This window comes from Brevibacterium limosum (genome assembly GCF_011617705.1).
Taxonomy (GTDB): domain Bacteria; phylum Actinomycetota; class Actinomycetes; order Actinomycetales; family Brevibacteriaceae; genus Brevibacterium; species Brevibacterium limosum.
On the sequence record NZ_CP050154.1, the window covers coordinates 909,537 to 935,474 of the forward strand.

Annotated in this window: 24 protein-coding genes; 12 read left to right on the plus strand and 12 right to left on the minus strand. The window is 64.1% G+C overall.

Annotated elements, in window-relative coordinates; translation table 11 throughout:
- The first annotated feature begins 8 nt into the window (after positions 1-8).
- Positions 9-707: a glycosyltransferase gene (locus GUY37_RS04090; RefSeq protein ID WP_228278347.1), complete on the plus strand. Its 699-nt coding sequence runs from the start codon at positions 9-11 to the stop codon at positions 705-707.
- A gap of 140 nt (positions 708-847) precedes the next feature.
- Here the strand turns inward: GUY37_RS04090 and thpD are convergent, their stop codons facing one another.
- The gene (gene thpD, locus GUY37_RS04095) at positions 848-1,750 is read right to left on the minus strand and encodes an ectoine hydroxylase (RefSeq protein WP_208094755.1); all 903 of its coding nucleotides are present in this window, start codon (positions 1,748-1,750) and stop codon (positions 848-850) included.
- A gap of 591 nt (positions 1,751-2,341) precedes the next feature.
- Between thpD and GUY37_RS04100 the strand changes: the two genes are divergently transcribed.
- The 6 genes from GUY37_RS04100 (at position 2,342) to GUY37_RS19395 (ending at position 7,055) form a co-directional block, all read left to right on the plus strand.
- Positions 2,342-3,712: an MFS transporter gene (locus GUY37_RS04100; protein ID WP_166822549.1), complete on the plus strand. Its 1,371-nt coding sequence runs from the start codon at positions 2,342-2,344 to the stop codon at positions 3,710-3,712.
- Between the two features lie 248 nt (positions 3,713-3,960).
- On the plus strand, positions 3,961-4,176 hold the full coding sequence (locus tag GUY37_RS04105; RefSeq protein ID WP_166822552.1) for a hypothetical protein: 216 nt from the start codon (positions 3,961-3,963) through the stop codon (positions 4,174-4,176).
- Between the two features lie 27 nt (positions 4,177-4,203).
- On the plus strand, positions 4,204-4,722 hold the full coding sequence (locus GUY37_RS04110; protein ID WP_166822555.1) for a pyridoxamine 5'-phosphate oxidase family protein: 519 nt from the start codon (positions 4,204-4,206) through the stop codon (positions 4,720-4,722).
- Positions 4,723-5,812: 1,090 nt separating this feature from the next.
- On the plus strand, positions 5,813-6,271 hold the full coding sequence (locus GUY37_RS04115) for a DUF4383 domain-containing protein (protein WP_166822558.1): 459 nt from the start codon (positions 5,813-5,815) through the stop codon (positions 6,269-6,271).
- Positions 6,272-6,485: 214 nt separating this feature from the next.
- Positions 6,486-6,668 (plus strand): hypothetical protein, encoded by a 183-nt coding sequence (locus GUY37_RS19390; RefSeq protein WP_323127525.1) that lies wholly within the window; start codon positions 6,486-6,488, stop codon positions 6,666-6,668.
- Positions 6,669-6,710: 42 nt separating this feature from the next.
- The gene (locus GUY37_RS19395; RefSeq protein ID WP_323127526.1) at positions 6,711-7,055 is read left to right on the plus strand and encodes a cytochrome c biogenesis CcdA family protein; all 345 of its coding nucleotides are present in this window, start codon (positions 6,711-6,713) and stop codon (positions 7,053-7,055) included.
- Positions 7,056-7,067: 12 nt separating this feature from the next.
- On the opposite strand, the gene GUY37_RS04125 is transcribed toward GUY37_RS19395, so the two are convergent.
- The 4 genes from GUY37_RS04125 to GUY37_RS04140 are packed head-to-tail and all read right to left on the minus strand — an operon-like array spanning position 7,068 to position 11,350.
- Positions 7,068-7,745 carry a nucleotidyltransferase family protein gene (locus tag GUY37_RS04125; protein ID WP_166822562.1) on the minus strand — a complete coding sequence of 226 codons (678 nt, stop codon included), beginning with the start codon at positions 7,743-7,745 and terminating at the stop codon, positions 7,068-7,070.
- Positions 7,742-9,814 carry a xanthine dehydrogenase family protein molybdopterin-binding subunit gene (locus tag GUY37_RS04130; RefSeq protein ID WP_166822565.1) on the minus strand — a complete coding sequence of 691 codons (2,073 nt, stop codon included), beginning with the start codon at positions 9,812-9,814 and terminating at the stop codon, positions 7,742-7,744. The genes GUY37_RS04125 and GUY37_RS04130 overlap by 4 nt, the downstream gene beginning before the upstream one ends.
- Positions 9,807-10,841: an FAD binding domain-containing protein gene (locus GUY37_RS04135; RefSeq protein ID WP_166822568.1), complete on the minus strand. Its 1,035-nt coding sequence runs from the start codon at positions 10,839-10,841 to the stop codon at positions 9,807-9,809. Before GUY37_RS04135 ends, GUY37_RS04130 begins: the two co-directional genes overlap by 8 nt.
- Positions 10,838-11,350: a (2Fe-2S)-binding protein gene (locus GUY37_RS04140; protein ID WP_166822571.1), complete on the minus strand. Its 513-nt coding sequence runs from the start codon at positions 11,348-11,350 to the stop codon at positions 10,838-10,840. Before GUY37_RS04140 ends, GUY37_RS04135 begins: the two co-directional genes overlap by 4 nt.
- A 183-nt stretch (positions 11,351-11,533) precedes the next feature.
- Here GUY37_RS04140 and GUY37_RS04145 point away from each other — a divergent pair, with 183 nt between their 5' ends.
- Positions 11,534-14,101 (plus strand): ATP-dependent DNA ligase, encoded by a 2,568-nt coding sequence (locus GUY37_RS04145; RefSeq protein ID WP_166822574.1) that lies wholly within the window; start codon positions 11,534-11,536, stop codon positions 14,099-14,101.
- Positions 14,102-14,135: 34 nt separating this feature from the next.
- Here the strand turns inward: GUY37_RS04145 and GUY37_RS04150 are convergent, their stop codons facing one another.
- The 3 genes from GUY37_RS04150 to GUY37_RS04160 form a co-directional block, all read right to left on the minus strand.
- Positions 14,136-15,233, minus strand: a complete 1,098-nt coding sequence (locus GUY37_RS04150) for a DUF418 domain-containing protein (RefSeq protein ID WP_166822577.1) — start codon at positions 15,231-15,233, stop codon at positions 14,136-14,138.
- A gap of 57 nt (positions 15,234-15,290) precedes the next feature.
- The gene (locus GUY37_RS04155; protein ID WP_166822580.1) at positions 15,291-16,877 is read right to left on the minus strand and encodes an FMN-binding glutamate synthase family protein; all 1,587 of its coding nucleotides are present in this window, start codon (positions 16,875-16,877) and stop codon (positions 15,291-15,293) included.
- A gap of 101 nt (positions 16,878-16,978) precedes the next feature.
- Positions 16,979-18,412 (minus strand): MFS transporter, encoded by a 1,434-nt coding sequence (locus GUY37_RS04160; protein ID WP_208094756.1) that lies wholly within the window; start codon positions 18,410-18,412, stop codon positions 16,979-16,981.
- Between the two features lie 165 nt (positions 18,413-18,577).
- On the opposite strand from GUY37_RS04160, the gene GUY37_RS04165 reads away from it, so the two are divergent.
- Entirely contained in the window at positions 18,578-19,000 is a 423-nt protein-coding gene (locus GUY37_RS04165) for an organic hydroperoxide resistance protein (protein WP_166822583.1), read from the plus strand.
- Positions 19,001-19,015: 15 nt separating this feature from the next.
- Here the strand turns inward: GUY37_RS04165 and GUY37_RS04170 are convergent, their stop codons facing one another.
- Positions 19,016-19,756: a potassium channel family protein gene (locus GUY37_RS04170; protein WP_166822586.1), complete on the minus strand. Its 741-nt coding sequence runs from the start codon at positions 19,754-19,756 to the stop codon at positions 19,016-19,018.
- A gap of 59 nt (positions 19,757-19,815) precedes the next feature.
- Positions 19,816-21,159 (minus strand): TrkH family potassium uptake protein, encoded by a 1,344-nt coding sequence (locus GUY37_RS04175; RefSeq protein WP_166822589.1) that lies wholly within the window; start codon positions 21,157-21,159, stop codon positions 19,816-19,818.
- Between the two features lie 296 nt (positions 21,160-21,455).
- Between GUY37_RS04175 and GUY37_RS04180 the strand changes: the two genes are divergently transcribed.
- From GUY37_RS04180 to GUY37_RS04190, 3 genes are read left to right on the plus strand one after another with little or no spacing between them, the layout of a single operon-like run.
- The gene (locus tag GUY37_RS04180) at positions 21,456-22,538 is read left to right on the plus strand and encodes a thiamine pyrophosphate-dependent enzyme (RefSeq protein ID WP_228278349.1); all 1,083 of its coding nucleotides are present in this window, start codon (positions 21,456-21,458) and stop codon (positions 22,536-22,538) included.
- Positions 22,539-22,564: 26 nt separating this feature from the next.
- A complete protein-coding gene (locus GUY37_RS04185; RefSeq protein WP_166822592.1) occupies positions 22,565-23,557 on the plus strand; it encodes an alpha-ketoacid dehydrogenase subunit beta in 993 nt (330 codons plus the stop codon).
- Between the two features lie 9 nt (positions 23,558-23,566).
- Positions 23,567-24,928: a dihydrolipoamide acetyltransferase family protein gene (locus GUY37_RS04190; RefSeq protein WP_166822595.1), complete on the plus strand. Its 1,362-nt coding sequence runs from the start codon at positions 23,567-23,569 to the stop codon at positions 24,926-24,928.
- Between the two features lie 60 nt (positions 24,929-24,988).
- Here the strand turns inward: GUY37_RS04190 and GUY37_RS04195 are convergent, their stop codons facing one another.
- Both GUY37_RS04195 and GUY37_RS04200 read right to left on the minus strand, forming a co-directional pair.
- Positions 24,989-25,495 (minus strand): CinA family protein, encoded by a 507-nt coding sequence (locus GUY37_RS04195; RefSeq protein ID WP_208094757.1) that lies wholly within the window; start codon positions 25,493-25,495, stop codon positions 24,989-24,991.
- Between the two features lie 139 nt (positions 25,496-25,634).
- Positions 25,635-25,853, minus strand: a complete 219-nt coding sequence (locus tag GUY37_RS04200; protein ID WP_166822598.1) for a hypothetical protein — start codon at positions 25,851-25,853, stop codon at positions 25,635-25,637.
- Positions 25,854-25,938 lie beyond the last annotated feature (85 nt).

Consider the following 25,938-nt stretch of genomic DNA (forward strand, 5'->3'; position numbering starts at 1 on the left):
TCGCGCATTTGGGTATCGTCATCCCGGCTCACAATGAACAAGACGAGATTCTTGGGTGTCTTCACTCGGTTACGCAGTCGTGCGCAGAGGCGTCCAACGACCTTGCACAATTCGCCTATCAGATCTTCGTCGTGATCGACGCATGCACCGATGACACGTTGAGCCTCGTCGAAGATTTTGCCCACCATCATTCCAACATCACAATACTGACGACTTCGTTCAAGAATGTGGGCAGCGCCCGGAATTTCGCCTGGAACTACTTTATGGAGAGAGTCAGAGCTGACCGCAATGCTGACTTCGATCTCACATGGGTTGCGTTCACCGACGCAGATAGCAGGGTCCCCCTCCACTGGGTAGCGACACATCTTGCCATGATGCAAGCCGGAGTCGACTGCCTTGTCGGCACAGTTTCACCTCGTCCTGATACAGGATCGGCCGAGCTGATTGCGAAATGGTTTTCTATGCACACGCTGTTCGAGAATCATCCCCACGTGTTTGGCGCGAACCTCGGCCTTCGGGGGTCTTACCTTGACCTCGTCGGTGGAATACCTCAGCTGCCGATTGGCGAAGACACCGCCATCGTCGCTGCAGTGCTCAAAACGGGTGGAAACGTGCGACGCACCGATGCGTGCAGAGTTCTCACCTCGGCTCGCCTACAGGGACGAGCCGAGGGAGGCTTCAGCACCTATATGCAGAGCCTTCGATAACACCCGACTCTGCCCACTTGATCTTTCGCAGCGTACAGACTGACTCCAAACGCTCGTTTCAAAGAATCTTCGTCTGTAGAATGCTCTGAGTCTGGTGGGACGAGCACCGCTGGGCGGAGTATATTTCGGGAACGGAGCTGCTATAGACCAGCGGGAGTGAAATCCGTGCTGCCGGCGAATTCAGGCCGCGGCTTCGGTGCGGCGAAGGGCTCAACGCACATGTTCTCCACCGAGTTGTAGACGATGAAGATGTTCGACCTCGAATATGGTGTGACATTGCCGTTCGAGGCGTGCATGCAGTTGGAGTCGAACATGACCGCACCACCAGCGGGCCCCTCGAGGACGTCGATGCCGTATTCGTCGGCGAAGTCAGTCAACGTCTGCGGATCGGGAGTCCCCGCCCCCTGCATCACCAGTGACTTCTTGTAGTTGTCCTCCGGTGTGCCACCCACACAGCTGATGTAGCGCTGGTGCGAGCCGGGCATGATCATCAGAGGCCCGTTGAACGAGTAGTTGTCAGTCAGCGACAACGACAAGCTCACGGCACGCGGTTCAGGCATGCCGTCCTCGGCGTGCCAGGTTTCGAAGTCGGAGTGCCAGGAGAACTCCTTACCCACGAACCCGGGCTTGTAGTTGATGCGACTCTGGTGGATATAGACCTCGGACCCCAGCAACTGCTCGGCTCGGGCGACCACGCGGGGATCATTGGCGATCTTGCGAAAGATCTCATTGTTGCGATGGATATCGAAGATCGACCTGACCTCGTTGGACTTCGCCTCGACGATGGTGGCTTCGTCGTCCTTGATCGCCGGGTCGTTGGCCAACCGATGGAGCTCGGCCCGGAACGTTTCGAGCTCCTCAGACGTAATGAGCTCGTCGATGGTGAGATACCCCTTATCGTCGTATTGCTGCAGCGTCGCCGCGTCGAGAGGTCCCTGCTCGGCCGAGCCGAACACGATCGCGCCCTTGCGGTCGAGGACTTCAGTTCTCTCGCCGGTGCGAGTGGGGTAGAGATCCTGCACTGTTGATGCTGTGGTGGTCATTGTCATCCTTCCTTGGACTTATCGACCCGCAGGAAGAGGGTGGAGGCTCACGTGCGTTTGCGTCTGATCTTGGCCCCTTGCTTCTTGTGGCACGGACTTCTTCCTCGGCGGCCAGAACAATCTCGCCAGTGACAGCTACGGTACCAACCATGTTTACGTTGGCAACACCCTTACTGAGTGAAGTCCGTCGACCCTGAGGCAGCGGAGGCCGGAACTTCACCAGGGCGCGGTGTCCGGAAGCGTCTTCCGTATCAGGTTGTGGTTCTGGGGACGACTGGCCGTGGCTCTGCGACATTCGAGCGACATCGTCGCGATCAGGGAAGATAGCAAGCAGGGTTCACAGAAGGCCTCGGGCTCTCTGGTTACCGTTCCGCCTCGGTTGCCTCTTGAGCTGACGATTTTCGTGCCTCACATAAAGGCACAGACGATCCTTGACCAGAAAGGCATCGGAGGATTGATCAGTCACTTATTCACGACTGCAGTTGCAACCCGACCTTGCGGGAGTACTGCAGGATATTTCCTCGTTAATCCAAATGTCGGAGTAACCTCAGACAATTCAATCGCAGTATTCCCTACGAAATGGAATCGTCGATGTCAGAGTTCGAATCGCAGGCCCAATCGGACCCTGCCGCATCCAATAGTCCGGAGAAGGAGAAGGGGCGTCGGCGGTCCATGCTCGTCGCGGCCTTCGGCACCGTCGTCGAGTGGTATGACTTCTCGATTTACTTCTACGTCGCGACGATCCTGACCACAGAATTCTTCGGCGATCGCACCGACTCCCTGCTGCTGACCCTCGGAGTCGGAGCTGCCGGGTTCCTGTTCCGGCCGCTCGGCGCCATGGTCTTCGGCCACCTCGGCGACCGGGTCGGCCGCAAATCCGCTCTGGTGCTCTCCGCCGTGCTCATGGCCATTGCGATGCTCGGCATCGCCGTCATGCCTACCTATGACGCGATCGGCATCTGGGCGGGCGTCGGGATGGTCTTCTTCCGCTGCCTGTCCGGATTCTCCGTCGGTGCTGAGTACACCGGGATCATGGTCTTCCTCATGGAGTCGGCCGGCAGCAAGCGGCGCGGTCTCGCAGCCAGCTGGGCCGCCGCCAACAGTGAGGTCGGTGCCCTGCTCGCGGTCGGGTCCGGAGCTTTTCTGGCGGCCACGCTGTCGGGAGAGGCGATGAGCTCCTGGGGATGGCGGGTGCTGTTCGTCCTCGGTGCGCTGCTGGCTGCTCTGATGATCCCGCTGCGTCGGATGATGGAAGAGACTAACACGTTCAAGCGCCTGCAGCAGACGGAAAAGGCGAAGCCGGCGGTCAGGGACAGCCGTTCGCCTCTGCTCATCGCCTTCATCCAGCAGCCCCGCGCGATTCTCGTGGCTTTCCTCATCTCATCGATCGGTTCGGTCAGCTACTTCCTCAACATCACCTATGTGCCGACCTATATTGAAGAGGTCTCAGATCTGAAGAACTCCGGGTCCCTGGCTCTGGGCACCATCGCGGCCGTCGTCGCCATCGTCATCACGCCGTTCTTCGGAATCGCCTCTGACCGGTTCGGACGGAAGAGGACCTTGGCTGTGCTCATGGCCGTCTTCATTCTCACCACCATCCCCGCCTACGCGCTGCTGGCGAACGCGAACCCCGGGATCGCCGTCTCCGGGGCTGCGTTCCTGGCTGTGCCCGCAGCCGGTTGGAGCGCTGTGGCAGCGGCCATGGTCCCCGAGCAGTTCACCGGCACCAGTCGGTTCTCCGGAATGGCGATCGGCTACAACGTGGCCACGGTCCTCTTCGGCGGGCTCTCACCGCTGATTGCGACCGCGTTGATGACATCGACCGGTCTGACCCTCGCCCCAGCGATCTACGCGAGCGTCATCGTCGTCGCGGCCGGCGTCCCGACCCTGTTCCTGGCGCGGAATATGGCGGGCAGGCCGCTGGCCGAGGTCGACCACGATCGGCATCTTGTGCCCGCATAATGTACCGGCGAAGAATGCTTTCCACGGAATCGGTGAGGACACAGCCGCCACCACCGACACTGTCTGGCCATCACTGAGCATCTGCGACAACGCACCCGTGCTTGAAGGACCGTTTAAACAATCTCTAGCCAAGCTAACGAAATATGGTTAGGCTCGGAATACGGAACTGTGTCGACTTTCAATCGTTGTTCAGCATTGCGTTTAGCCATACGGTTCAACAACCATCCTCTAACAGGAACGGTGTGATCATGATCGAAAAACTCAGCGACATGGGTATCAAGAGCCAGTACGCCTACACAGCCGGCTTCCTCTCCATCGGCGCTTCTTTGGTGTCGTGGACAGCCAGTCGAGGAAAATCAGGAGACTCCGAAGCCCAGGCAGACAGGTGGGGAATCTTCATCGGACATTGGGCACCAACATTTTTCGCGATCGGGATCGCGTTGCAGCTGACTGAAGAAGACTGATGCACCGCGCAGAATGGAGACACACCAGTGACAGACCCTGAAGCAATCACAGACCCTGCTGTGAAGGCAGATCCTGCAGAACTAGAAAAACTCAGAGACATGATCGCCGAAGCTGAGTTCGCGATGCTCACCACGATCTCGCACGACAACAAGCTTGTCAGTCGCCCCATGGCAGTTCAAGAAACTGAGTTCGATGGTGATCTATGGTTCGTCTTCTCACAAAACTCATCGCAGGCTGACCAGCTCAGGGATGAGTCCGAAGCTAACGCATCTTTCCAAACCAGAGGCACATGGGTGTCGGTAGCGGGGACCGGGCGTATCGTCCAAGACCGGGAGAAGCTAGAGCAGCTATGGCGACCGGCCCTATCGTCGTGGTTTCCCGATGGCGTGGACACGCCTGGAGTGGCGTTACTTAAGATTGAAGCCGAGTCCGCGCAATATTGGAACAGTGACGGCGGCTCAGTGAGGTACGCGTTCGAAATGGCTAAGGCTCGGGTGAAGGGTCAACAGCCTGATTACGGAGAGTCGAAGAAGCTCGACTTCTAGATACATAGTCGATTACTGACCGCTACCTCGCGGTGACCTTAGAATTCCCGGCGGCGTGACCGGACGAGCGTTGCGCCACGACGGCTGTGTTTAGGTTGCAGGGCGATCAGTGAGTTCCACGGCATCGCGCGTCCCAAGGTTGTTCTGAAGCTGCGGCTCATGAAGACTGTCTCGGCGGACCCGGGGCCCGACTTCCTTCGTCTGTGCATGAACCGCGACACTTAGCCGTCGCAACTCCCCCGGCAGCCACACGAGAGCAGTTCGGTTCCCGGGCCAGTGCGTTCACAAACTAAGCCAAGGCGGTCTTATTCGTATTCGCGAATCCATGTGTCCAGACACCCACAGGATTCTTCGCGAGAGTGGAAGAAGTCAGTGCACCCAATATCTGGGCATCCACACGAATCGCCTTGCCACGCCTCCCCGGGAAACCACCGGTCGACCCAGTGGCTCCAGCTGATCCCGGCGGCATGCAGTCGCTGCAAAGCTTTCTCGGAAACGGGCGCAGAAGCAGCCGACGGTGGGTTCCTCGGTTCACGCTCCTGGCCAGGTGAACTGTTCTCACGTACTGAAACCACTTGGTTCCTCCCTCATCGGAGTGTCGACGAAACGCGAGACCTACATGCGTAGGCGAAACAAAATGGTGGCATGACATCGATGTACATACACACCGACACACGCCTGTTTTCCTAAGGGAATGTTATTATGCCACTCCGGGTGTGCGGCGGCAAGCAGTTTCGTGCTGGAAACTCATGACCATCGAGTCTCGCGTAACGAGAACGTATCTCGTCTATTCACCGGGATCGAGACCGTCAAAGCCACTTTTCATCTTTGGGCTCGGACCTGCACCATGCGACCTGCGTGACAACGGGGCACCTCGCACTCGAGGGTCACTCGGCGCTGTACGCGGGTGAGCCAAACTGCTGCTCACGGGTTCGGATACCACGTTGTGCGTTTCCTGAGAAGAGGGCTTGTAGCGACGGGGCAAGGTCTCTACTGTGATGGCAAAAGTAGTCAGCCTGTCTGCGGCCTCTCCCGATGAGGCCGAGTAATTCAGCCGGCTGACAAACACCGTCAACGCATAGGAGACGCGATGAGTACCAACGCTTCAACTCCGAAACATCCTAAGCGGAAGGAATCGCCAGCAGGAATCGCGGCGCTCGTCTACGGAATTGTCTTTCTCATCGTTGGCCTGGCAGGATTCATCCCCGGCCTCACCTCAGGCATCGGATCGATGAGTTTTGGCGGCCACCATTCCGAGGCGATGCTGCTAGGCATCTTCCAAGTCTCGATCCTGCACAACATCGTCCACCTGCTCTACGGCATTCTCGGAGTGGCGCTGTCTCGTCGCCACGGTATTGCCCGGGCATACCTACTCATCGGGGGTATCGTCTACCTCGTCCTCTGGGTCTACGGCCTCGCCGTGAACAAGGAATCCATGGCTAACTTCGTGCCACTGAACTCCGGCGACGACTGGCTCCATTTTGTCCTCGGCGTGACCATGGTCGGCCTGGCCATTATCTTCGGCCGTAAACCGAAAGCCGCCAAGTAACTTCTCACTCAAGAACGAGGACGGGACGCAACTGACAGAACTTTTTCAGGTCGTTCTCGACGGGCCACTTCTCCTGGCCGTTGGTGCCGCAATGCTCGCCGGAGTCGTGTCTTTCCTCTCTCCCTGCGTTCTTCCCCTCGTGCCGGGCTATGTCGGCTACGTGACCGGTTTGAGCGGCACATCCCTACAGCAGAAACGGACGTGAAGAGTCGCCGTGGGCATCTCTCTGTTCGTTCTCGGGTTCACCCTCGTCTTCGTGGCGATGGGAACCTTCATGCCCTATCTCGGTGTCCTGTTCGCCCAGTGGGAAGACATCATCATCCGCGTCCTCGGTATCGTCGGGCTCATCGCCGGTTTCATCTTCATGGGCGGGTTCGGGCTCATGCAACGCAATTGACAGCTCCGAGCCACACCGAAGGCCGGGCTGTGGGGAGTCCCCGTGCTCGGAGCGATCTTCGCTCTCGGATGGGCACCGTGCGTGGGTCCCACATTGTCAGCAGTGCTGTCGCTGCCCTACAGCTTCGGCGGTGACGGCACGATACAGCGCGGGACGGCTCTCGCCTTCGCCTACTGCTTGGGGCTGGGCATCCCCTTCATCGCCCTGGCCCTGGCGCTTCACAAAGGTGCCGGTCGCCTGCACTGGGTCAGGCAGAATCAGAGGCTCATCGTCCGGATCGTCGGCATCGTGCTCATGCTTGTGGGTGCGGTGATGGCCAGCGGCCTGTGGACGCTGTGGCCCAACAGCCTCCAGGGATCGATCACCGGATTCGACTCGCCCATCTGAATGCCCGCAGCCTCAGGGCTCCTCGGTAGCCACGTTGACACGATCGGCCCTCAGCCGGTGCAGATCCGCCGGCACATCGACATCGGCACCGTCATCGAGATCGGAGCAGTCGATGAGGTCGACGACGGACCTGTGGGCTTCGAGCAGATCACGGGCACCGACGTCGCCGTGCGCGGCAGTCGCCGCCTGGCTCGTCCAGCTCGCGTCGAAGAGCACGGGGTGACCGCGCCGAAGCCGCCCCTCTGAGTCCCGGTGCGCGGCTGCGGTGATCGCACCGGGACGGTGAGCGGCGATGAGACGGGCGACTTCGGCCGCACAGATGCCGGGACGGTCCACGGGCGTGACCATGACGTCCGGTCCGGGCCCGATCGCCTGCAGGCCGCGGCGCAGCGAGGACCCCATTCCCGAAGACCAGACAGGATTGACGGCGACGGCCACGCGGTCACATCCGGCAAGCGCACTCGCGACCTCCTCGCCGCGGGCTCCGGTGACGACTGTGACGTCCTGGCAGCCACCGCCGAGCAGGGCGAGGACGACCGACTCGATCAGGGTGAGGCCGTCATCGCACGGCAGCAGCGCCTTCGGTCCCCGGCCGAGACGTCGCCCCGCCCCGGCGGCGAGGACGAGACCTCTCGGGCGTCGGCCGGCGAAGGGCTGCCTGGGACGTGTCGCCTCGGCCCCGCCGCTCACGTGGGCAGGAACGCGTCGCCGAAGACCGGCAGATCGCGCACCCGTACTCCGGTGGCGTTGAAGGCGGCGTTCGCGATCGCGGCTGCGGCACCGACGATCCCGATCTCACCGATGCCGCGGGCGCCGAGGGGACCGGCATGCGGGTCCTCCTCATCGAGCCAATCCGCCTCGATGTCGGTGATGTCGGCGTTGACGGGCACGTGGTACTCCGCGAGGTCGTGATTGACGACGTGACCGAAGCGGGGGTCGAGCTCGCCCTTCTCATGCAGTGCCATTCCCACGCCCATGGTCATGCCGCCGATGAACTGCGAGCGTGCGGTGCTGGGGTTGACGATCCGCCCGGCGGAGAACATGCCGAACATGCGCCTCAGTCGGATCTCACCGGTGGTCGGCTGGATGCGGACCTCGGCGAAATGGGCGCCGAAGGAGTGCAGGGCGAACTTCTCCGCCGCGGGGTTGGCCTCGGCTTCCCCGTGCGCCTCGGTGCCGACGGCGGGATCGGCTCCGTGCTCGGTACGGAGTGCCTGCGCTGCGGCGACGATCGCGGTGCTCCAACTCGCCAGGCCCGTGGATCCGCCGGCCACGGTCGCGTTCGGCAGTGCGGTGTCGCCGATGCGCAGCTCCACCTGCCCGATGGGAACGCCGAGGGCGTCCGCGGCAGCCTGAGACAGAGCGGTCCACGTCCCGGTGCCCAGGTCGGCGGCACCGATCGAGACCTCGAAGCCCTCGGGAGTGCGGCGGATCCGCGCAACGGAGCCCGGCTGCCGGCCGGCCGGATAGGTCGAAGAGGCCACCCCCATGCCGATGAGCCACCCGTTCTCCCACCGAGTGCGCGGCTGCGGATTCCGCCTCTCCCAACCGAAGCGGTCCGCACCTTCTCGCAGGCAGTCGATGAGGCGGCGCTGGTTGAATGGCAGCCCGGTGTCCGGGTCGGTGGTCGGCTCATTGCGTACCCGCAGCTCGATGGGGTCGAGCCCGGCGGCCACGGCGAGTTCGTCCATGGCGATCTCGAGCCCGACCATGCCCGGGGCCTCACCGGGTGCACGCATCCAGGAGGGCACCGGCACGTCGAGCGGAACCACTCGCTGGGTGAGGCGGCGGTTGTCACCTGCGTACATCATGCGGCCCGGCTTCGTCGCCTCCTCGGGGAACTCCTTGGTCTGCGAGGACATGGAGACCGCATCATAGGCGAAGGCCGTGAGCGTGCCGTCGGCTCGAGCGCCCAAGCGGATGTGCTGCAGGGTCGGAGCCCGATAGCCGGTGATCGAGAACATCTGCTGCCGGGTCACGGCATATTTCACGGGCCGGGTCGGCACCGCCTGAGCGGCGAGGGCAGCAAGCATCATATCCGCGTGGGGGACGCCCTTGGAGCCGAAGCCCCCGCCGACGTGCGGGGAGATGATGCGGATCTTCTCCTGCTCCACCCCGAGGATCGGCGCCAACGTCGCACGCGCGGGGTGCACCCCCTGCGTCGAGGTCCACAGGGTCAGTTCGTCTCCGTCCCAGCGGGCGACGGTGGTGTGCGGTTCCATGGGATTGTTGTGCTCCATGGGAGTGCTGTAGCGCGCATCGATGCTCACAGCCGCCTCGGCGAGGGCCGCGTCGACATCGCCCGCGCGCACATCTCCGCTGCCCGACTCCGGTTCCCGGGAATCAGGATGATTCTCTCGCAGCTCGACGTCGTGATCGTCCTGCACATAGGTGATCTCGACGAGGCCCGCCGCGTGGCGGGCCTGCTCGGGGGTGGTGGCGATGACGGCGCCGAGGTACTGACCGCGGAAGCCGATCTCAGCAGAGCGCAGGATCGCGAGCTCACCGTCGTCCGTGTTCGCCAGCTCGGGGGCGTTGTCGTGGGTGAGCACATGCACCACTCCCTCCGCAGCTTCGGCTGCGGAGAGGTCGATGTGCGTTGCACGCCCGCGGGCGATCTGTGCCTGCAGCGGGTAGAGGAAGAGCGGATCGTCGAGGGGGTGCTCATAGGCGTAGGGGGCGAGGCCGCGGACCTTGTCGGGGCCGTCGAGGCGGACCTGATGGGTGCCGACGGCCGTGGTCGTGAGCAGGTCACTCATGAGTGTCCTCCGTGGTCGATTCCGAAGTCGTCGCCGAGGCTGCGGTGAGCTCGGCGAGCACGGTGCTGATCGTGCCGCGAGTCATCTGGACTTTGAAGTGGTTGCCGTCGAGGGGTTCTGCCGCCTCGAGCTCGGCGTCGGCTGCTGCCAGGAACGTCTCCTGGTTCGGTTCCGCGCCGCGCAGCACCGTCTCGGCGGCGTGGGCCCGCCAGGGTTTGTGGGCGACGCCGCCGAGGGCGATCGCGGCCTCACGGATGACCGGCGCGGGCCCGGCCGTGTCGACGTCGACTCGGGCCGCGACGGAGACGAGAGCGAAGGCGTAGGAGGCGCGGTCGCGGATCTTCCTATACGTCGAGGCCCCGGGTCGTGGGGGAGGGAGCTCGAGTGCGGTGATGAGCTCGCCGTGTTCGAGGACCGTGTCCTGGTCGGGGCGATCCCCGGGCAGCCGGTGGAGTTCGGTGACCGGGATCCGGCGCTCACCGGTCGCACCGAGGACGACGACCGTGGCATCGAGTGCGGTCAGAGCGACGGCCATATCCGAGGGATGGGTGGCCACGCAGTCCGCTGAGGCACCGAGGATCGCGTGGTAGCGGGTGTAGCCGCCGATGGCCGAGCAGCCGGAACCGGGTTCGCGTTTGTTGCAGGGGGTCGTCGTGTCCTGGAAGTACACGCACCGGGTGCGCTGCAGCAGATTCCCGCCCATCGTGGCCGCGTTGCGCAGCTGACCGGAGGCGCCGGAGAGCAGGGCACGCGAGAGCATCGGGTAGTCGCGTCGGATGCGCGGGTCGGCGGCGGCGTCGCTGTTGCGCACCATCGCACCGATCCGCAGGCCCCCGTCGTCGAGTGCCTTGACCTCCGTGAGCTCGAGGCGGTTGATGTCGACGACGAGGTCCGGTTCTGCGACTCCGAGTTTGAGATGATCGACGAGGTTCGTGCCTCCGGCCAGGAACACCGCTTCGGGTCGATCGGTGACGATCGTGACGGCTCCGGCGGCATCGGCGGCGCGTTCGTAGTCGAAGGGATTCATCGTGACTCCTCTGCGGCTCGGCTCACGGCCGCGACGATGTTGACATAGGCTCCGCAGCGGCAGAGGTTGCCGCTCATCCGCTCGCGGATCTCCTCCTCGGACAGCTCCACGGGCCCTTCGAGGTCATCGGTGACCACACTCGGTGCGTCGTCGGCGGCTTCGGCCAGCATGCCGGCGGCCGAGCAGACCTGGCCCGGAGTGCAGTACCCGCACTGGAACGCGTCATGGGCGAGGAACGCTCGATGCAGAGTGGAGAGCTCACCCTCGGGGGCCAGACCGTCGGCCGTCGTGACCTCGGCGCCGTCGTGGGTGAGCGCGAGCGCCAGGCAGGAGTTGAGCCGACGACCGTCGACGAGGACCGTGCAGGCCCCGCACTGGCCGTGGTCGCAGCCCTTCTTCGCGGACATCACCCCCAACCGGTCCCGCAGCGCATCGAGAAGAGTGGTTCTAGAATCCACGACCAGAGTGTGCTCCTGGCCGTCGACGGTGAGGTGCAGCGAATGTCCCATGTGGGAGCCTCCAGACAGCATTGTCGACGTCCGTCAAACCTAACCCCGTTCGGGAGCCGCGACAAGGGGGGTTCACCGGCACCGAGGGTGTTCGGGCGGCCCCGCACCCCTGTTGCACATGATCGGCGCCGAGTACGGTGAAAGGACCATTCAGCACGAACGGTGCGAACGAGGAGGTGCTCAGTGGCACGCCGCGAGCAGAAGGTCACGGTCGAGGGCCATCGACTGACATTGAGCAATCTGGACAAGGTCCTCTACCCGGAGACCGGCACGACGAAGGGCGAGATCCTCGACTACTGCGCCAGGATCGCCCTGCACCTCATCCGCCATGCCCGGGACCGGATCGCCACGCGCAAACGCTGGGTCGACGGCGTCGGCACTCCCGATGACCCCGGAGATGTGTTCTTCGAGAAGAACCTCCCGGACTCCGCACCGTCGTGGATCCCATCCCGCGCGATCCGGCACTCCACCGGCACCAAACGCTATCCTCTGGTCAACGATCTCGCGACCCTGACCTACCTCACGCAGATGGCCGCGCTCGAGCTCCATGTGCCTCAGTGGAGGGTGAGCGCCGGAGCGAAGGACCCCGGCACGATCGACTCGGAGACCCGCTTCCCCGACCGGATGGTCTTCGACCTCGACCCTGGCTCCGGTCGCGGTCTGGCCGACTGCATCGAGGTGGCCCAGCTCGTGCGCGAAGTGCTCGAGGGCATGGACCTGGAGGTCTACCCGGTGACCAGCGGATCGAAAGGCGTCCACCTGTATGCACCGCTGGACGGTTCGGTGAGTTCCCAGCACGTCTCCGACGTGGCTCATGAACTCGCCCGCAGCCTGGAAGCCGACCGCACGAAGCTCATCGTCTCGGCGATGAAGAAGACGCTGCGGGAGAACAAGGTCCTCATCGACTGGTCGCAGAACTCGGCGTCGAAGACCACGGTGGCTCCGTATTCTCTGCGCGGACGCTTCACCCCCATGGTCGCCGCACCGCGCAGGTGGGACGAGTTCGACGACCCGGCCGCCGTCGAGCAGGTGCGCTTCGAGGAGGTCCTCGACCGGATCGACGATGTCGGGGACCTCCTCGAACCTCTCGCCGAGGCGGTCGGAGGAACCGCCTCGGCGCCGGAGTCCGGAGCCGATTCGGAGTCCCAAGCCGACCCGAGGTCGGACGAGGCCCCGGAAGCCGAGCGAGACCGACTGGAGGTCTACCGGTCCAAACGGGACCCGAAGCGCACGAGCGAACCCGTACCGGCGAAACAGGGAACGAGCGGGGACGAACTGACCTTCGTCATCCAGGAACACCATGCGAGGAGCCTCCACTGGGACTTCCGACTCGAACACGATGGTGTGCTGGTCTCCTGGGCGCTGCCGAAGGGACCGCCGACGGACCCGGGGAAGAACCACCTGGCGGTCCAGACCGAGGATCACCCCCTCGAATACGGCAGCTTCGAAGGCACGATCCCGAAAGGGGAGTACGGGGCCGGCGACGTCGAGATCTGGGACGCAGGCACCGTCGAGCTCGAGAAGTGGCAAGAGGGCAAGGAGATCATCGCGGTCCTCCACGGGCGTGAGGACGGCGGCCTCGGGGGAGTGCGGCGGTTCGCCCTGTTCAACACCGGGAGCCACGGTCCGAACAAGGACCCGGAGAAGAACTGGATGATCCACCTCATGGAGGACGAGCCGGAGAAGCAGTCGGCGGCAGCGGACCACTCCTCGGAGAAGGGCACGCCGACTGGTCGCTCCTCGAGCAAGCGAGCGTCGAAGAAATCGAAGAAGGAGGCTCTGCCGACGGATCTGTCCCCGATGCTCGCGAGCATCGGAGACTTCGATTCCGTGCGCAGGGAAGCCGAGGACTGGGCCTTCGAGATGAAGTGGGACGGCATCCGTGCCCTGGCGAGGGTGCAGCCGGGTGACGGTGACCGCAGCGGCAGCATCGAGCTGACCAGCCGCAACGGCCGTGACATGACGAGCACCTATCCGGAGCTTCGCGAACTGACCGACTGTGTCGATGTCGACTGCGTCCTCGACGGGGAGATCGTCGCCCTCGGGCAGGGCAGCAGACCGGATTTCGGGAGACTCCAGCGCAGAATGGGGCTGAGCCGGGAGAGCGACGTCGAACGGGAGCGGCGACGCACCCCCGTGTACCTCATGCTCTTCGACGTCCTCCACGCCGACGGGACCTCCCTGCTGCGCGCCCCCTACACGGAACGGCGCGAACGTCTGTTCGAACTCGTGGCCGAGAGCGAGCACATCCATGTTCCCGACGCCTTCGAAGGAAGCGTCGACGCCGCCTTCGAGTCCAGCCGGAAGCTTCGACTCGAAGGGGTGATGGCTAAGCGGACCGACAGCGTCTATCTCCCCGGAAAACGCACCCGCACCTGGACCAAGCTCAAGCACGCCTCGACGCGCGATGTCATCATCGTCGGCTGGCGGACCGGAGAAGGCGAACGCTCGGACAGCTTCGCCTCACTGCTGGTCGCCGCCCATGACGACGACGGGCTCCACTACCTCGGCCGCGTGGGCACCGGGTTCGACGAGGCGGCACTGCGGAGTCTGCGCTCGAGCCTCGACCGCCGGTCGCGGAAGACGCCGGCGCTCACGGTGCCGGCCGCCGAGTCGCGAGATGCCCACTGGGTGCGACCCGACCTCGTCGGAGAGGTCAGGTTCTCGGGACTGACCGAGGCCGGACGCCTGCGGCACCCGGTCTGGCGCGGCCTGCGCTCCGACATCGACGCAGAGGATGTCCGAGTCTGAGCTTCCTCGGCAGCCGGCCGTCACCTGCGATCGATCAGCTCTGCGAGGCGGAATCCGATCGGCTTTCGGGAGCGTAGCGGAGCGGTGTGAGCTCCCAATAGGTGCCGCAGCGCCACAGCCATTCCAGGGGGCCGTAGCGGAAGCAGCGCAGCCACACCGTCGAGAAGGCGCATTGGGCGATGATGATGACGGCCCAGACGATGAGCCCACCGGCCGCGGAGACATGTCCGTGAGCGGTCAGGAGCGGGAGGGCGAGCACGCCGACAACGGTCTGTCCCAGATAGTTCGAGAACGCCATCCGACCGTACAGACGCAGAAAGGACAGGCCCTTTCTGCCGAGTCGGGTGCGCAGCAGAAGGATGAGACCGGTGACGTACATGAGACCGGGGATCAGGGCGGTGCGGAAGGCGATCTCGTGAGCCTCGGTCGATCCGGTGCCTGCGGCGGTGGTCCAGATCCAGATCGGCACCGAGCCGAGGAAGCTGAGGACGAAGATTCCCGTGACCGGGATTCGAGTCGCTGCGGAGTACAGGCCGAGAACGGTCAGCCAGAACCCCAGCATCATGTGTCCCAGGGTGCGGACGAACGACAGGATGGGAAACAGCAGCGACGGCAGCTGGAGATCGCCGAGGCTCGACGCCAACTGCAGCACGTCGGGGACTGTCGCCGCGGCGACGCCGAGAACCACGAAGGCCCAGCGTGGCAGCCGAGTCAGCGGCAGAAGCAGGAGTGCGAGGACGCCGTAGGAGGCGAGCACATCGATGCCGCCGAGGGCTGAGTTGATGGCGCCGGCTGCGATGAGGATGATCATCCGTCGGACGTAGACCCAGGTCGAACGATGCTTCGCCCGCAGTCTGCTCAGGAAGATGTGCACACCGGTGCCGAAGAGGAAGGCGAAGACGAAATGGAACTTGCCCAGGGCGATGTCGTCGACGACCTGCCGGATCACCGCGTCTGTGCCCGCGGGATCCTCTGCCTGGCCGGCCCGGGACAGGAAGTAGTCGATGTTGATGAGCAGAATGCCGGCGACGGCGATGCCACGGATGACATCGATCGAGACGATGCGGTCTTTCGGACTGGATGGCTGCGTCCGCTCGGTGGCAGAGTTCGCGTGCGTGGGTTCGTGGATCACGCCGAGCCACGATATCAGGCCATGTTCCTTGTCAGAAAGGGTCGCCGAACCCTGTGCTCAGACCGAACGGAACGTTCCCGCATCGGCCCTCGACCAGTCGCTGCTCCAGGACTCGGGCGGCTGCGCCAGCAGCTCTCCTGGTCCGAGCCAGTCGTAGAGCTCGGCGTACGAGACGTGTTCGTTGCGGCCGATGTTGCGGTGGAGCTGGTGTGGGGAGAGCTCGGTGGGATCGCTGACGCCCATCGAGGCCATGATCTCCACGGCCTGCTGCACGGTCGCCTCCTGATAGTTCCGCACCCGTTCGCTCTTGTCACCCACGTGCAGCGCCCTCTGCCGCTTGGGGTCCTGGGTGGTGACACCGACGGGGCACTGTCCGGTATGGCAGATCTGCGCCTGAATGCAGCCGACCGCCATCATCATGGCGCGGGCCGAGTTCGTATAGTCTGCCCCCTGGATGAGGCGTTTGACGATGTCGTTGCCGGCGGCGACCTTCCCGCTGGCGCCGATGCGGATCCGATCTCGCAGGCCTGTTCCGACCAGCGCGTTGTGGACTGTGAGGAGTCCGTCGGTGAGCGGAGTGCCCACGTGATCCTCGTACTCCAGGGGAGCGGCGCCCGTGCCGCCCTCGGAGCCGTCGACGATGATGAAGTCGGGTGCGGTCCCGACCTCGAGCATCGCCTTGCAGATCGCGAGCACATCCGTGCGGGATCCCACGCAGAGTTTGAATCCCGTGGGCTTGCCGCCCGAGAGTTCGCGCATCCGTGCGATGAACTCGATGAGTTCGACCGGGGTGCTGAAGACGCTGTGGGCGGCCGGGCTCACGCACTTCTCTCCTTGTGGGACGCCTCGGGTGCGGGCGATCTCGGCGTTGACCTTCGCCGCGGGCAGCACGCCTCCGATTCCGGGCTTCGCGCCCTGGCTCAGTTTGAGTGAGACGCACTTGACCTGGTCACGGGAGCTTTGGTCGGCGAACTGGGAGGGGTCGAAGTCGCCGTTGTCGGTCCGGGCGCCGAAATAGCCCGACCCGATCTCCCAGACGAGGTCGCCGCCGTTCTCGAGATGGTAGTCGGAGATCCCGCCCTCGCCGGTGTCATGGGCGAAGCCGCCGAGGTCGGCACCGCGGTTGAGCGCCCTGACAGCATTGGGCGACAAGGAGCCGAAGCTCATGGCCGAGACGTTGAGCAGCGCCATGCTGTAGGGCTTCGCACAGTCGGGTCCGCCCACTTGCACGCGAGGCGTCCGGTCGGGAACCGCGACGGGCGCGGTGGAGTGGATGAGGAACTCATAGCCGACGGAGTTGACGTCCCGTTCGGTGCCGAAGGCCAGCTCTCCGTGGATTCCCTTCGCGCGTTCGTAGACGAGGGAGCGGATGTCTCGGTCGAAGGGCCGTCCGTCCCAGTTGCGTTCGATGAAGTACTGCTGGAGTTCGGGTCGGAGAGTCTCCAACAGGAATCGCAGGTGACCGACGACCGGGTAGTTGCGCAGAATCGAGTGCCTGCGCTGCAGCAGGTCGTACGCGGCCACGCCGACGATGGCGAGCACCACCGCACCGAGGACCCACCACGCCCACGGTCCGACGGCGGCTGCCCAGGCCGCGGCCACCAGTCCGATCAGCGCTGACGTGATCGCCAGGAAACGCCCCATGGAAAACTCCTCACTCCGAGTGCCGAGCCGAGGTCGAGGCGACCCCGTCTCCCTCACTCCATCGTGGACCTCCGGTCGGCGCTTGGGAAGCGGCAGCGACGTCAGTGGGAAGTCTGCTTGTCCTCGGTGTCGTCGGTGCCGTTGTCGTTGAAGCCGATGAGGTCATAGCCCATCTCGGCGAGCTCTTCGTCCTCGGAACCGGGTGGAGTCGTGCCGTCGATGGGCCGGCCCGCTGTCTCATTGAAGAAGTGGATGCCGATGAGCCCGATGACCCCGGCGGTGACGAGGTAGACGGCGGGGAAGAGCTCGAAGCCGGTCTTCTGGATGACGAAGGTGTTGACCGCCGCGGTCGTGCCGCCGAAGATCGCCGTGGAGATGTTGTAGCCGATGGCGAACCCGGAGAAGCGCACCTGTGTGGGGAAGATCGCCGGCAGTGTCGCCGAGACGCAGGACTGGAGCATGACCTGGAGCAGGGCGATGATGCCCAATCCCAGGATCTGCAGGCCGGTCCCTTCGGCCTGTATGAGCAGGAACGCGGGAACGGAGAGGATGATGAACCCGATCGCCGAGGTGTAGAGGACCGGTTTGCGCCCGATGGTGTCGGTCAGCCTGCCGAGGGGAGTGATGACGACCATCATCGCCGCCAGCACGATGACGAGGGTGAAGTTGCTCTCGACCTCCGAATGGCCCAATGTGCTGCTGAGATAGGTGGGCATGTACGTGAGCACCATGTACTGGCCGATGTTGAGCAGGACCACGAAGGCCATGAGCATGGTGATCTGCTTCGAGTAACCGCGGAAGAGATCGCGGAAGGGCTTCTTCGTCGTCTGCTGCCGGCTCGTCGCCGCAGAGAAGGCTTCGGGCTCATCGAGCTTCATCCGCAGCCACAGTGCGATCCCGCCGAGCGGGAGTGTGAGCAGGAACGGCAGCCGCCACCAGCCGGCGTCCATGCCGTCGCTGCCGACGAAGACGAGCAGAACGGTGCAGACCAGGGCCGCCGAGGCGGTTCCGGCCAAGGTGCCGAGCTCGAGGAACGAACCGCAGAAGCCTCGGCGCTTGTCCGGTGCCGACTCCGCCATGTAGACGGCCGCGCCACCGTACTCTCCACCCGTGGAGAAGCCCTGGACCATCCGGCACAGGAGCAGGAGCACGGGAGCGAACGCACCCAGGGTGGCATAAGTCGGCAGGATGCCGATCAGCGTCGTCGGGATGGTCATCATGATGATGGTCAGGACCATGATGTGCTGTCGCCCCACCTTGTCGCCGAGGGGACCGAGGACGAACCCGCCCAAGGGCCGGAAGACGAACGAGAGGGCGAGGAAGGCGAAAGTCAGCGCAACACCCCACTCGCCGGGGAAGAACGCATTGGCGATGTAGACGGAGACGTAGGAGTAGACACCGTAGTCGAACCATTCGACGGCATTGCCGAGGGCGGACCCGCTGATGGCTCGTCTGAGTGTGCGTCTGTCTCCGGCCGGCATCGTCTTGATGTCGATGCCGTCGGGCGTGGGGATCTTCTCATCGGATTCGCTCACGGCGTGTGTCCTCCCGTCTGTGGTTGCTTCAGTTCCGTGGTCTCTCAACGGATTCTGACCGGCAGGTTAGCACTGCGCCCAGGTCGTGTGCGCCCCCTTACGGGAACGGGGCAACTGCGTTAGTCTCGGGAGACCTGTGACATCAGCGATAGTGAGGAGCAGACAATGAATACACCTGAGAGCATCGCCTACACGGCTCGCGCGGAGATCACCGGCGGTCGGGACGGGCATGGCGCCACCGACGACAAGATGGTCGACGTCGACCTGCGCACACCGAAGGAACAGGGTGGACCCGGCGGGGGCACCAACCCCGAACAGCTCTTCGCCGTCGGCTACGGGGCCTGTTTCCAGGGCGCGCTCGGGCTGGCGGGCAAGGAACAGGGCGTCGACACCTCGAAGTCGGTCGTCAACTCCCAAGTCGGGATCGGCAAGGAGGGTGAGAGCTTCGGCCTGTCGGTGAGACTCGAGGTCAGCATCCCCGATGTGGACCTCGACACCGCGCAGAAGCTCGTCGACCGCACCCATGAGCTCTGCCCGTATTCGAAGGCCACCCGTGGCAACATCCCCGTCGAGGTCGTCGCGGTCTGAGACCGGTCGAGGACTTCAGCCCTCCTCGTCATCCTCTTCGTCGAGAGTGCTGAAGTCCTCGACCTCGCGGGGAGATCCCGCGACGAGGATCTCGTCGTTGGCGTAGAGGGTGACATCCTGATCAGCGATGTTCCAGGTGTCCTCACCGTCGCGTCTGAATGCGACGACGCTGATCCCGTACTCGCGTCTGATGTCGAACGACGCCAGCGGCGAATCAGAGATGCGCACCGGCGGGGCCGTTCGGGCCAGCACGAAGTCTTCGCTGACGGGCATGAAGTCGGACATGTGTCCGCGGATGAGATGCGCTGTCCGGCGCCCCATGTCGTTCTCCGGACGGATCACATTGTCGATCCCCAACTGTCCGAGGATGTCCGCATGCGTCTGGCTGACGGCCTTGGCCCAGATATGCTGATTCCCGATCTTGAGGACCTTCGAAGCGACGAGGATGCCGGCTTCGAGGTCGTTGCCGATGGCGATCACCACTCGGCTGACCTCCTCGATGCCGAGCTGGCGCAGCACGGTCTCATCCGTCGCATCCGTCCGGGAGACGAAGGCCAGTTTGTCGGAGTATTGGGCCACGACCGCCTCGTCGATGTCGATGCCGATGACGTCGACGCCGTAGGCGGCCAGCTCTGTGGCCAGTGAGCCGCCGAAGCGGCCCAGCCCGATGACGGCCACCGCCCCGTCCCTGGCCAGTGGGTGGGGGTTGCCCAAGAAGAACGCCGCAGGTCGCGTGCGCCACTTTCTGCTCTTCATCTCCGGTCTCCTTTCCTTGAGTGCGTGGGGTCTGACTGCTGCGATGCCGGTCGGGCTGCTCAGCCGATGAGCGGCCTCTCGACCGGAAGTTCGTAGCGGATGGCGCGTGCTCGCAGGGCCAGTCCGGAAGCGACGGTCACCGGGCCCAGCCGCCCCAGGATCATCACTGCGATGAGGACGGCTTGACTCGTTCCGGGCAGTCCGGCGGTGATGCCGGTCGACAGGCCGACGTTGCCGAAGCCGGAGATGACCTCGAAGAGGAGCCGACCGAGCCCGGGCCCCGGGTCGTCGAGCATGAGGACGATGGTGGCCGTGGCGATGAGCGCGAGAGCCAGAACGATCACCGTCGTTGCCTGTCGGTAGGCCGATCGTGCCACACGGGAGCCGAAGAGGTTCGTCGCCGAACCTCCGGAGATCTCGGCCCAGGTCATCGCCAGCAGCACGAGAACAGTGGTGATCTTCACTCCGCCCGCGGTTCCCGCCGGGCCGCCGCCGACGAACATGAGGAGGTCCATCACGAACCAGGTGGCGGGGTGCAGCTGCGAGATGTCGACGGTGCTGAAGCCCGCCGTGCGTGTGGTCGTCGATTGGAATGCGGCCGCCTGCAGCTTGTCCCACCAGTCGAATCGTCCCAGAGTTCCGGGATTGTTCCATTCGACTGCGGCGATGAACACCGTGCCGGCAAGGAGCAGAACCGGAGTGGCGACGACCATCGCACGCGTCGTCAGGCTCCACGCCAGCGGAGTCCGGTAGCGGCGGACGATCTCGATGAGCACCGGATAGCCGAGTCCGCCGAGGATGATCGCCGCTGCCACAGGTGCGCAGACGAAGGGATCGGTGGCGTAGCCGGCGAGACTGTCGGACCTGAGACCGAAGCCGGCGTTGTTGAAAGCCGAGACTGCGTGGAAGACCGCGTCCCACGCCGCGTCTCCGGCTTCTTCGCCGTAGTGGACGGCGAAGCGAAGGAACAGCATCGTCGCAACGACCGCCTCGGTGGCGATGGTGAGACCGATGACCCGCAGCACCATGGGCCGGACGCCTCCGATATCGGAGCTCTTGGCCTCGGCGGCGGCCGACTCCCGGAGCCTGAGCCCGACCTTTCCCGCGACGAGCATGGCCAGAAGAGTCGTGAGCAGCAGGACGCCGAGGCCGCCGATCTGGATGAGACCGAGGATCACGGCCTGGCCGAAGAACGTGTAGTCGCTGCCGGTCGAGAGCACCTCCAGGCCCGTGACGCTGATCGCGGAGGTGGCGGTGAAGAGCGCAGACAGTACAGAGATTCCGCCGGGAGTGGACGTCGCGTTGGGCAGCATCAGCAGACCTGTGCCGAGGAGCAGAGCCGCAAGGTAGGTCACGACCACGCGGTCGATGGCATTGCGATGAGGATGATGCACGGTCGGCATGCTACCGACCCCGAATCAACTCTGCCGTAGACGTCATAGGCTCAACAGTACCGATGTTCCCCCAGGCCACAAGAGGGCTGCACGGCACCGCGCGCGACGTGCCCCGTCGGGACAGCAGGCGCAGACTACTCCTGTGCACGATATCGTGCTACCCCTTGTAGCTCCGATTGCGCCGTGCATAGACTCCCTGCAATGAAGCATTGACTCGACGCGGAACCGATGCATCGAGTCGATCCAGTGAGGTGACTGATGAGCGGCAGCGTCGGACTCGGCAGCTTCTGCGAAGGAGGTCCACAGTGTCTGAGAAGACTCGAAGCGGGAAGTCGACGAAGGGGAAGTCGACCAGAACACGGTCGACCGCCTCGGCGGAGGACAAACGCCGGTACTACGAGCGGATGGTCCTCATCCGCGCCTTTGAGATGCGGGCCCAGGAGATGTACACGCGGGCGAAGATCGGCGGGTACTGTCACCTCAACCTCGGCGAGGAAGCCGTCGTCGTCGGTCTCATGGCCGCCCTGGAGGACCGGGACTACCTGTTCGCCAACTACCGCGTCCACGGGTATGCGCTGATGCGAGGACTGGACCCGGGGGCGGTCATGGCGGAGCTGTTCGGCCGCAAGGACGGCGTCTCCGGCGGCTGGGGCGGCTCGATGCATCTGTTCGACTCCGACGCCCGGCTGATGGGCGGCTACGGCATCGTCGGAGGACAGATGCCGCCGGCCACCGGCGCTGCCTTGGCTCTGAGCTATCGGCAGAAACCGGGTAAGGAGGCCGAGGCCGTGATGTGTCTGCTCGGCGACGGGACGGCCGCGATCGGCTCGTTCCACGAGTCGCTGAACATCGCCGGCCTGTGGGACCTGCCCATCGTCTACGTGATCATCAACAATCGGATCGGCATGGGCACCGACGTCGAGCACTCCTCGGCCGAGCCCGAGCTGTACAGGAAGGCCGAAGCCTATCGTCTGCCCAGCAGACGTGTGGACGGCAGCGATCCGGTCGTCGTCCGCGATGCGGCCTTGGAAGCGCTGCGTTCGGCTCGGGAGGAGAGCAGACCGTATGTGCTGGAGACGATGACCTACCGGCTGAAGGGCCACTCCGTCGTCGACCCCGCGCAGTACCGAACGGATGAGGACAAGGAAGAGGTCAGGGCCAATGACCCGGTTCCGGCCTATCGGGACAAACTGGTCAAAGGCAGAGTGCTGACGAAGAAGCGCGCTCAGGAGATCGACGACGAAGCGGAGAAGCGCATTGACGAGGCGGTCGAATTCGCCGACGACAGCGAATCGCCGGAACCCGAACGGCTTTTCGACAACGCCTATTCGACCGAGGTGAACAACGCCCCAGCGGGATTCCCCGGCGATTCCGTCGTATCCATCTGAGAGTGAAAGAGAAGCAGGAGGCGCCCATGGCCGAGATGACTTTCCGGCAAGCTCTCAAAGACTGTCTGAGAGCGGAGATGACCCGGGATGAGAGGGTGCTGCTGCTCGGCGAGGAGATCGGCAGATTCGGTGGTTCCTACAAGATCACCGAAGGGCTGCTCGACGAATTCGGCCCGGAACGAGTGCGGGACACGCCGATCGCCGAGAACGGCTTCGCCGGCGTCGGGGTCGGTGCGGCGATGCTGGGTCTGCGGCCGGTCGTCGAGTTCATGACCCTGAACTTCAGCGTCCTGGCCTTCGACCAGATCGTCAATCACGCGACGAAGATCTACACGATGTTCGGCGGTCAGACCTCGATACCGATCGTCTATCGCACGCCCGGTGGCGGCGGCCAGCAGCTCGGAGCGACTCACTCGCAGAACATCGAGGTGTGGTATGCGCATATGCCGGGGCTGAAAGTGGTCGCACCGTCGAACCCGTCCGACGCGAAGGCGCTTCTGACGGCTTCGATCCGCGATGACGATCCGGTCCTGTTCCTCGAGAACCTCAACCTGTACAACACCAAGGGAGAAGTCCCGGACGAGGAGCAGACGCTGGAGCTCGGCACAGCCTCCGTTGCCCGTGAGGGCAGCGATCTGACCGTCATCGCGTATTCGCGCGGAGTCGGCGTCGCTCTCAAGGTGGCGGAGGAGCTGGCGAAGGACGGAGTGTCCATCGAGGTCGTCGACCTGCGGAGTCTGCGGCCCTTGGATCGGCCGACGTTCTGTCGGTCTGTGGCGCGGACCAGCAGGGCCGTGGTCTTCGAAGATGATTGGCTCAGCTATGGCGTCGGCGCGGAGGTCGCAGCGTCGGTGCAGGAGGGTGCCTTCGACTTCCTCGACGCTCCCGTTCGCCGAGTGGCGGCCGCCGAGATCCCGCTGCCCTATGCCAAGCCTCTTGAGAAGGCGGCGCTGCCCGACGCCGAGGATCTCACTCGGGTCATCCGCGAGACTCTCGATGCAACCGGTTTCTCTGCTTAGGAGCTCACCATGACCGATATTCTCATGCCTCGCCTGTCCGACACGATGGAAGAGGGCGTCATCTCCCGGTGGAACGTGGAGGTCGGCGACGAAGTCACGAAGGGCGACATCCTCGGGGAGATCGAGACCGACAAAGCGACCATGGACTTCGAAGCCTATGACTCCGGGGTCGTCAGCAGCCTGCTGGTGGAGGAGGGATCGACGGTCGCCATCGGCGAACGTGTCGCAGTCCTCGGCGATGACTCGACCGACAACGATGACTCGACCGACAGCGGTGACGCCGAAGACAGCGGTGAGTCGGACGAGACCGAGAAGACCGAAGACAGCGGTGAGTCGGCTGCCGGTGATGGTTCCGGCGGTGAGGAATCCGAAGCCGGCGACGGCGAAGACCGCGATGAGTCAGCCGACTCGGCCGACGCTTCCGAAGCGTCCGGTGAGGAGGAATCCTCAGAGGCGGAGGCACCGTCACCGGAGAGCGAAGAGTCCGACGAAGACGGCAGCGGAGTCCGGATCTCCCCGTTGGCACGGAAGATGGCCGACAAGCACGATATCGACACAGCCGAGGTCGAAGGAACGGGGCCGCGTGGCAGGATCATCCGCGTCGACGTCGAGAAGGCGATCTCCGAACGCGACGAGTCCGGAGACGACGATCAGGCTGACCGGCCGGCATCGGACCAGGAGTCGAATGAAGACGCGACCGTGTCCCTCAATGCCAATCAGCGCGTCACCGCCGAACGTCTGTCCGACAATGCCGGTGTGCCGACGTTCCGGCTCACTTCGAAGGTCGACGCCGATGCGCTGATGGCCTTCCGTACCGAGATCAACGAGCGATTGGCGACGACCGGCGACAAGGTCAGTCTCACCGATCTGCTGACTCGGGCCTGTGCTGTGATGCTCAGAGAGCATCCCGAGGTCAATTCCTCGTGGAATGAGGATTCGATCATCCGCCGAGGTGCCGTCAACGTCGGGATAGCGGTCGCCTTGGACAGCGGCCTCATCGTGCCGGTGATCAGGGATGCCGACCGGAAGAGTGTGAGCCAGATCGGTCGTGAGTCACGAGACCTGGCCGAGCGAGCGAAATCCGGCAAGCTGCATCCAGACGAGTTCTCAGGCGGTTCGTTCTCGATCAGCAATCTGGGAATGTGCGGCATCGATGACTTCACTGCCATCATCAACCCGCCGGAGGCGGCGATCCTCGCCGTCGGCGCCGCGGTCGACGAACCCGTGGTGCGTGACGGCGAACTCACCACGCGCACCGTGATCACGATGACGATGACCGTCGACCACCGTGTGCTCAACGGCGCAGAGGCGGCCGTGTTCCTGGGCGAGCTCAAGGCGCTGCTGGAAGAGCCGCTGCGGATCGTCGTCTGACAGCTGCCGGCCGGTGCCGACGGTGTGCAGACGGGCCGGCTGCAATCGATCAGGAGAGCCTCAACCCTCCGTGCGGCCGTATCGCTTCTGAAGTGCTTCCAGGAGCATGGCCAGCGCCTGCTCCTGGGTCTGGGACAGGATGTCGAGCGGTTCGCCCGAAAAGCTGTGGACTGCGCTGTCGACCTGGCCGTCGACGACGACTGCCAGACATGTCGTCCCCGGTTCTTGTCCGTCCTGTCCTGCCGGGCCTCCGGCTCCGGAGGCGGCGACAGCTGCGTCGACACCCATCATCTCGCACACGGATCGTGCCATCGCCTCCACCGCCTGACAGGAGATGACCGGGCCGGGCGGCACGTTGAGAAGGCGATGCTTGACATCACTGGCGTACGCGACGACTCCGCCTGCGAACCATTCTCCGGACCCCGAGGCCGCGGCGAGGTGGCTGCAGATCCTGCCGCCGGTGAGCGACTCTGCGGCGGCGACGCGGATGCCGTGGTCGGTGCAGAATTCGGAGAGGAGCTCGGCGATCCTCGTGGCGTTGTTCTCGTGCTCTTCAAAGCTGGACACGTGGGTACTCTACTCCGGGTCGGTCGGACCCGGTCATAGGATCGGGTGCCGTGGATTCGCCTGTCTGTTCAGGGCAGAAGTGAGCCCCGGCGGACCGGGGCTCAGACGTCTTCTTCCTTCCCAGGTAACCATCGAGCCGTCATTGGAGACGCTGGAGGAGCATCTCCTTGCCTTGCTGGCCGGCTGTGCGGTTGTTCTCCTGGATCTTCTTGAACCAGTCGGCGAGTTCCTCATCGCCCTGTTCTCGAGCATCCTGGATGTAGGTCTCGAGAGTCCACACGTTGCTCAATGAGGCTTCGATGGCCCAAATGAGGTTGTAGTTCTTGTCTTTGACCGGGCTGCTGATGTCGGTGGCCATTGTGCTCATCTCCTCGGGGTTCCGCAGGAGCTTCTGCCCCCGCTGGGACCACTTACGTTACTGGCGCTCATCCGACGACGACAGG

Excerpts from the sequence above, each read along its gene's own strand:
- thpD (WP_208094755.1), bottom strand. The coding sequence starts at position 1,750 with ATGACCACCACAGCATCAACAGTGCAGGATCTCTACCCCACTCGCACC.
- GUY37_RS04100 (WP_166822549.1), top strand. The coding sequence starts at position 2,342 with ATGTCAGAGTTCGAATCGCAGGCCCAATCGGACCCTGCCGCATCCAAT.
- GUY37_RS04105 (WP_166822552.1), top strand. The coding sequence starts at position 3,961 with ATGATCGAAAAACTCAGCGACATGGGTATCAAGAGCCAGTACGCCTAC.
- GUY37_RS04115 (WP_166822558.1), top strand. The coding sequence starts at position 5,813 with ATGAGTACCAACGCTTCAACTCCGAAACATCCTAAGCGGAAGGAATCG.
- GUY37_RS04130 (WP_166822565.1), bottom strand. The coding sequence starts at position 9,814 with ATGAGTGACCTGCTCACGACCACGGCCGTCGGCACCCATCAGGTCCGC.
- GUY37_RS04135 (WP_166822568.1), bottom strand. The coding sequence starts at position 10,841 with ATGAATCCCTTCGACTACGAACGCGCCGCCGATGCCGCCGGAGCCGTC.
- GUY37_RS04140 (WP_166822571.1), bottom strand. The coding sequence starts at position 11,350 with ATGGGACATTCGCTGCACCTCACCGTCGACGGCCAGGAGCACACTCTG.
- GUY37_RS04155 (WP_166822580.1), bottom strand. The coding sequence starts at position 16,877 with ATGGGGCGTTTCCTGGCGATCACGTCAGCGCTGATCGGACTGGTGGCC.
- GUY37_RS04165 (WP_166822583.1), top strand. The coding sequence starts at position 18,578 with ATGAATACACCTGAGAGCATCGCCTACACGGCTCGCGCGGAGATCACC.
- GUY37_RS04170 (WP_166822586.1), bottom strand. The coding sequence starts at position 19,756 with ATGAAGAGCAGAAAGTGGCGCACGCGACCTGCGGCGTTCTTCTTGGGC.
- GUY37_RS04175 (WP_166822589.1), bottom strand. The coding sequence starts at position 21,159 with ATGCCGACCGTGCATCATCCTCATCGCAATGCCATCGACCGCGTGGTC.
- GUY37_RS04185 (WP_166822592.1), top strand. The coding sequence starts at position 22,565 with ATGGCCGAGATGACTTTCCGGCAAGCTCTCAAAGACTGTCTGAGAGCG.
- GUY37_RS04190 (WP_166822595.1), top strand. The coding sequence starts at position 23,567 with ATGACCGATATTCTCATGCCTCGCCTGTCCGACACGATGGAAGAGGGC.
- GUY37_RS04200 (WP_166822598.1), bottom strand. The coding sequence starts at position 25,853 with ATGGCCACCGACATCAGCAGCCCGGTCAAAGACAAGAACTACAACCTC.